This is a genomic window from Streptomyces sp. P9(2023), assembly GCF_032436795.1.
GTDB lineage: Bacteria > Actinomycetota > Actinomycetes > Streptomycetales > Streptomycetaceae > Streptomyces.
In genome coordinates this window covers 1-244 of record NZ_JAUPWM010000763.1, presented here as the reverse complement: position 1 = coordinate 244, position 244 = coordinate 1, and the positions used below count along the sequence as shown (strand labels likewise).

Here is a 244-nt window from a genome sequence, read left to right as displayed (position 1 = left end):
CGCGCTGACCGTGCCATTACCCATCCGGGCAAAGTAGCGGTCCAGCAGCGCGAACTCACGCGCGCGGTCGCGCAGGCCGGATGACCCCGAACCGTCCCACAGCAGGCCGACCTCGCTCGGCAGCGTGCGGGGAGCGCTACTGATCGGCACCGGCAGCTGCGCCAGCAGATAGTGGCCGTCCTGCCACGGCGCCACCTGCACCTGCGGCTTGCGTTCGGCCGGCAGGGTCCATTGCAGCTGTGGC

Annotated in this window: 1 protein-coding gene; it reads right to left on the bottom strand. The window is 70.9% G+C overall.

All coding sequences use genetic code 11. The features are described 5' to 3' along the window. The coding region (locus tag Q5762_RS39365; protein ID WP_315897125.1) for a hypothetical protein at positions 1–244 on the bottom strand (244 nt) is incomplete at both ends.